Annotated in this window: 5 protein-coding genes, 1 tRNA gene and 1 pseudogene; 5 read left to right on the forward strand and 2 right to left on the reverse strand. The window is 60.7% G+C overall.

Annotated features, from left to right (window positions below; genetic code table 11):
* Positions 1-23: 23 nt before the first annotated feature.
* A complete protein-coding gene (uvrB, locus tag ACFMPD_RS17255; protein ID WP_380997199.1) occupies positions 24-2,216 on the reverse strand; it encodes an excinuclease ABC subunit UvrB in 2,193 nt (730 codons plus the stop codon).
* 173 nt (positions 2,217-2,389) lie between these two features.
* On the opposite strand from uvrB, the gene ACFMPD_RS17260 reads away from it, so the two are divergent.
* The 5 genes from ACFMPD_RS17260 (at position 2,390) to ACFMPD_RS17280 (ending at position 4,920) form a co-directional block, all read left to right on the forward strand.
* Positions 2,390-2,701: an ETC complex I subunit gene (locus ACFMPD_RS17260; protein WP_380997202.1), complete on the forward strand. Its 312-nt coding sequence runs from the start codon at positions 2,390-2,392 to the stop codon at positions 2,699-2,701.
* A 5-nt stretch (positions 2,702-2,706) separates the two neighbouring features.
* Complete coding sequence (locus ACFMPD_RS17265; RefSeq protein ID WP_380997205.1) at positions 2,707-3,162, forward strand: GNAT family N-acetyltransferase; 456 nt, start codon at positions 2,707-2,709, stop codon at positions 3,160-3,162.
* Positions 3,163-3,602: 440 nt separating this feature from the next.
* The gene (locus ACFMPD_RS17270; RefSeq protein WP_380997208.1) at positions 3,603-3,875 is read left to right on the forward strand and encodes a hypothetical protein; all 273 of its coding nucleotides are present in this window, start codon (positions 3,603-3,605) and stop codon (positions 3,873-3,875) included.
* A 386-nt stretch (positions 3,876-4,261) separates the two neighbouring features.
* Positions 4,262-4,468: a hypothetical protein gene (locus ACFMPD_RS17275; protein ID WP_380997211.1), complete on the forward strand. Its 207-nt coding sequence runs from the start codon at positions 4,262-4,264 to the stop codon at positions 4,466-4,468.
* A 375-nt stretch (positions 4,469-4,843) separates the two neighbouring features.
* Positions 4,844-4,920, forward strand: a tRNA-Arg gene (locus ACFMPD_RS17280).
* Positions 4,921-5,081: 161 nt separating this feature from the next.
* Here ACFMPD_RS17280 and ACFMPD_RS17285 read toward each other — a convergent pair.
* A pseudogene (locus ACFMPD_RS17285) lies at positions 5,082-5,324 on the reverse strand (IS3 family transposase); the annotation flags it as partial.

Consider the following 5,324-nt stretch of genomic DNA (forward strand, 5'->3'; position numbering starts at 1 on the left):
GCCGATTTGTGCAACAAGGCCAGTCATCGCCCCCGTCGCTTTACATTCCCACCCCTTTGTCCCGGCCGTCCGGCGGTTGACCGGCCGCGTGATTTGACGGCGGCGTCGGACGCTTTTTCCACCGCATATTGGCGCGCCAGCGGATCGTCGGCGATGGCCAGATCGACTGCTTCCAGCCGCTTGATCTCGTCGCGCAGGCGGGCGGCTTCTTCGAATTCCAGGTTCTCGGCGGCCTTGCGCATGTCGGTGCGCAGCCCGTCCAGAACCGCTTCGAGATTGGCGCCGTGCAGAGGTTTGTCGATCTTGGCGGTGACACGGTTCATGTCGGTGTCGCCCTGATAGAGACCCGCCAGCACATCCTCGACATTCTTTTTCACTGTCTCCGGCGTGATCCCGTGTTCCTGGTTATAGGCGATCTGCTTGGCGCGGCGGCGGTCGGTTTCACCCAGCGCGCGTTCCATGCTGCCGGTGATACGGTCGGCATACATGATGACGCGGCCCTCGGCGTTGCGCGCCGCCCGCCCGATGGTCTGGATCAGCGAAGTTTCGCTGCGCAGGAACCCCTCCTTGTCCGCGTCCAGAATCGCGACCAGCCCGCATTCCGGGATGTCCAGCCCCTCGCGCAGCAGGTTGATGCCGACCAGCACGTCGAAGGCCCCCAGCCGCAGGTCGCGCAGAATCTCGATGCGTTCCAGCGTGTCGATGTCGGAATGCATGTAGCGCACCTTGATGCCCTGTTCGTGCATGTATTCGGTCAGATCCTCGGCCATGCGTTTGGTCAGGGTGGTGACCAGGGTGCGAAAACCGCCTGCGGTGACGCGGCGCACCTCGTCCAGCAGATCGTCGACCTGCATATCCACGGGGCGGATCTCGACCTGCGGGTCCAGCAGACCGGTGGGCCGGATCACCTGTTCGGTAAAGACACCGCCGGCCTGTTCCAGTTCCCAGGCCGCGGGGGTGGCCGACACGAACACCGATTGCGGGCGCATGGCGTCCCATTCCTCGAATTTCAGGGGGCGGTTGTCCATGCAGCTGGGCAGGCGGAACCCGTGTTCGGCCAGGGTGAACTTGCGCCGGTGGTCGCCTTTGTACATGCCGCCGATCTGCGGCACGCTGACATGGGATTCATCGGCAAAGACGATGGCGTTGTCGGGGATGAATTCGAACAGGGTCGGCGGCGGTTCGCCCGGTGCCCGCCCGGTCAGATAGCGCGAATAGTTCTCGATACCGTTACAGAACCCCTGCGCCTCGAGCATTTCCAGATCGAAATTGGTGCGCTGTTCCAGCCGCTGCGCCTCAAGCAGCTTGCCCTCGGCAACCAGATGATCGAGGCGGGTGCGCAACTCGGCCTTGATGTTGATGATCGCCTGATTCAGCGTCGGTTTCGGCGTCACGTAGTGGCTGTTGGCATAGACCCGGATCTGTTCGAACGTGTCGGTCTTTTCCCCCGTCAACGGGTCGAACTCGGTGATGCTCTCCAGTTCTTCGCCGAAAAAGGACAGCCGCCAGGCGCGGTCTTCGAGGTGGGCGGGAAAGATTTCAAGGGAATCGCCGCGCACCCGGAAACTGCCGCGCTGGAACGCCTGATCGTTGCGGCGGTATTGCTGTTCCACCAGCCCGGCCATGACCTGGCGCTGGTCGTATTCCTTGCCGACCTTCAGATCCTTGGTCATGGCGCCATAGGTTTCCACCGAGCCGATGCCATAGATGCAGCTGACCGAAGCGACGATGATCACATCGTCGCGTTCCAGCAGCGCCCGCGTGGCCGAATGGCGCATGCGGTCGATCTGTTCGTTGATCTGGCTTTCCTTCTCGATATAGGTGTCGCTGCGCGGCACATAGGCCTCGGGCTGGTAATAGTCGTAGAAGCTGACGAAATACTCGACGGCGTTGTCCGGAAAGAACCCCTTGAACTCGCCATAGAGCTGTGCGGCCAGCGTCTTGTTGGGGGCCAGAATGATCGCCGGGCGCTGGGTTTGCTCGATCACCTTGGCCATGGTGAATGTCTTGCCGGTGCCCGTGGCCCCCAGCAGCACCTGGTTGCGCTCGCCCTGGTCGATCGCCTGTGCCAGTTCGGCGATCGCGGTGGGCTGATCGCCCGCCGGCTCGAACGCGGTGGTCATGACCAGCCGCCGGCCGCCCTCCAGTTTGTCGCGGGCAGGCTTGGCCGGAGTGTTCAGCATCGGCATCGAACTGTCTGTATGAACGTGGGGCATGGGCGACTCCGCAATCGGTTGACCCACACTTGTTCTCTTTTTGATCCGGTTCAAGCCCAATCCGAGGCCAGGCCCTGTGCCATGTGCCCCGGCGAGGCCGGGCGCGGCAAAACGGGCCTTGCCCCAAAGGCGCAGATCCCGGATAAACGTCTGGACGATCAAAGGAGACACCGATGCGCGCAAGGATCTACAGACCCGCCCGGAATGCCATGACTTCGGGTATGGCAAAGACCCGGAACTGGGTTCTCGACTTTGCACCGGCCACCGCCCGGGATGTCGATCCGCTGATGGGCTGGACTTCGTCCAGCGACATGCAAAGCCAGGTCAGGCTGCGTTTCGCCAGCAAGGAGGCGGCGTTGGAATATGCCGAGGACAACGGCATCGACGCGGTTGTCCTTGAGCCCAAGCAGCGCAAGCCCAATGTCCGTCAGGGCGGGTATGGCGAGAATTTCGCCACCAATCGCCGCGGGGTCTGGACCCACTGACGACCATGCGCGTCGTGGCCGTGGATGCCGACGACGCACATGTGCAGGCCCTGCTTGACCGGCATTGGCAGCTGATGCGCCAGACCTCTCCACCCGACAGCTGCCACGTGATGGATGCGCGCGCGCTGGTACAGGCCGATGCCCATTTGCTGGCAGTGTTTGACGGAGATCGGGCATTGGGGGTCGGGGCGATCACGGCCATATCCGACACTGAGGCCGAGCTGAAATCCATGCACACACTGGCCGCGGCGCGGGGCCGGGGCGTCGGCCGGACCATCCTGCGGGCGCTGCTGGATCAAGCCCGTGCCGCCGGCTACAGAACGGTCAGTCTGGAAACCGGTGCCGGTCCGCAGTTTCGCGCGGCGCGGCGGCTATATGCGCAGGAAGGGTTCGAACCCTGCCCGCCCTTTGGCGACTATCGGGCGGATCCGTTCAGTGTGTACATGACCCGCGATATCTGAACCATTGCCATTGTCCGGGTGTCGCTGCCCGGACACCAAAGCAGCGGCAACGATCCTGCGTTGACAATTCCGTGCCCCAAAGCCAGTGCGCGGCGGCAGCGTTTTTCGGACCGGATTCCAGTCCGAAAATGCTGGGTCACGACACCAAGGCCGGCGCGGGATGGTTTAGCGCCCTTGCCGCATGGCCCGGTATCTCAACTGGAAATGCGCGAGTGCCGGATGTATGGCAGCCCGGAGTGAACACGCTGAAGCCGGTGTCGGTGGAGGCCAAATCGGCAGTAGACACCGCGCGCCCTGAGCCTGATTCCTCGATATCAGATCGGACATCGGGTATTCTGCATGACCTGATCTATTCGTTCCCAAACGTAACCACTGAACCGGATTGAGATACGATGCCGCGGTCCCGTCTGATTTCTGCACTGATACTCACCGTCCCATGTGTGTGGCTGTCCTCAATCGTTGCGGAACTGGAGGCATCGCCAGGGACCGTCACATACGATTCCCGTGCCTACAAAAAGATGATGAACGGCCCTGTGGAACATCAGCCCACTGCGTATCACTGGCAGCAGGGGGTCTGGTTCGCGTTCCCGGCAGGGTACCGCAATCCGCATCTTGGAGAGGCCGTACCGGAGATCATCACCGATCGCGAGCGAATGGAAAAAGAGCTAAAGCTTGCGCCGGAACGGACAGGTATTGCGCGGGATGGCCGCTAGGACAGAAGGCTGGTTGGCGATACAGAATCTGTGGGTGGCTTCGCGTTCAAGCTCAATAGCCTGTCCCCGGTGGGGCGCAACCTGCGCTTTGATGCGGACATCACAGGCGATCCCGAGAGCCTGACGATGAGGATGTCGTCAAGTTCCGGCTTGTCCGGGCCGGCGGAAGTGCTCCGCCGGCACCGCCCGATGTCACGAGACGGGTTGATCGGTATCTCAGTGGTCGCGGCACGCCGCCGCCCCTGCACCGGGGTCATCTCACCCGGATGTCACCCAACGGATTGCGTCCGATGGGTCACGAGCCTCTGTCAGCGAAACACTCTGGCGTCGATTACAAACTCTATGAACAGGATGGGAACCTGACGGCCATTCTGCGCTGCAATGTGATGAACGAAACCACGAACAGGCGCAACGTTCAGCCGGTTTGCGACGGTCAGGTGCTCGATTCGGAGAGCGGCATCATCCTGTATCTCGTCTTTCCCGAACACATCATCTGGTCCGAACGCAGCTGGCTGACCCCGGTAACCGGTGCGCTCTCCCTCCTCGAATCCCGGCGTCTTTTTACCTTTCCCCCGAAATCCGGGCCATTGTGAAAGGGAATTTTCCACTTTTGAATGGACGAAGGAGGAAGACCCATGAAGCGGAAGCGTTTTACAGAAGAACAGACCATTGGTGTCTTGAAGGAGAGCGATACAAGGTAACAAATACGCCGTGAGTGAGTAGTTCAGATCCGCGCGTGGCGTGCTGAAAAACGTGGCGGATCGGAACTGGTCCGAACCACCTCACAGTGCGTTGGGCCGTGGCAGCGCCAAAGGTGTGCTGAGGGCAGGCAGGACCTGATCGACATGGGGGGGGCCGCGCGGCGAAATTCTCGAAGATGGCCAAGTGCTTTTACTTGGCGACGGACATGATCATCGATGGTAAAGATTGCACCAAGCAAAACAAACGTTTAAACGTCGCGCGGGGATGCTCCCTTAGCTCAACTGGATAGAGCAGTCGACTTCTAATCGACAGGTTGAGGGTTCGAGTCCTTCAGGGAGCGCCACTGCCAGCATCTTTAATCGCGCAATCAGAATATCCATCTGACCAGAGTCATTTTGAGAAATGCTGGGCAAAGGAAATCCGCGTGAAAATATACCTGACCAAGGACGAAAAGCGCGCAATCTACGAGATCGACAAATCGGTGTTTGAAATACCCCTAGTTTCCTAGACACCTGTCTGGTTCAGTTTGGGCTGTCGGATTTCGAAGTCAACGGGCGACGGCATGCAGTTGGTGGTGTGTTTTCGCTTCGGGTTGCAGAACATCTCGATGTAGTCGAACATCCCGTCTGGCGTCGTCGCATGTCGGGTGGGGGCGTCGCCTGATCCGTTCCCGTTTCAAAAGCGGAAAGAAGCTCTCGGCAACGGCGTTGTCGTGACAGTTGCCACTTCCCGGCCACGATGGTTGGC

It is taken from the genome of Sedimentitalea sediminis (genome assembly GCF_042687825.1).
Lineage (GTDB): Bacteria > Pseudomonadota > Alphaproteobacteria > Rhodobacterales > Rhodobacteraceae > Sedimentitalea.

Excerpts from the sequence above, each read along its gene's own strand:
- uvrB (WP_380997199.1), bottom strand. The coding sequence starts at position 2,216 with ATGCCCCACGTTCATACAGACAGTTCGATGCCGATGCTGAACACTCCG.
- ACFMPD_RS17260 (WP_380997202.1), top strand. The coding sequence starts at position 2,390 with ATGCGCGCAAGGATCTACAGACCCGCCCGGAATGCCATGACTTCGGGT.
- ACFMPD_RS17265 (WP_380997205.1), top strand. The coding sequence starts at position 2,707 with ATGCGCGTCGTGGCCGTGGATGCCGACGACGCACATGTGCAGGCCCTG.
- ACFMPD_RS17275 (WP_380997211.1), top strand. The coding sequence starts at position 4,262 with ATGAACGAAACCACGAACAGGCGCAACGTTCAGCCGGTTTGCGACGGT.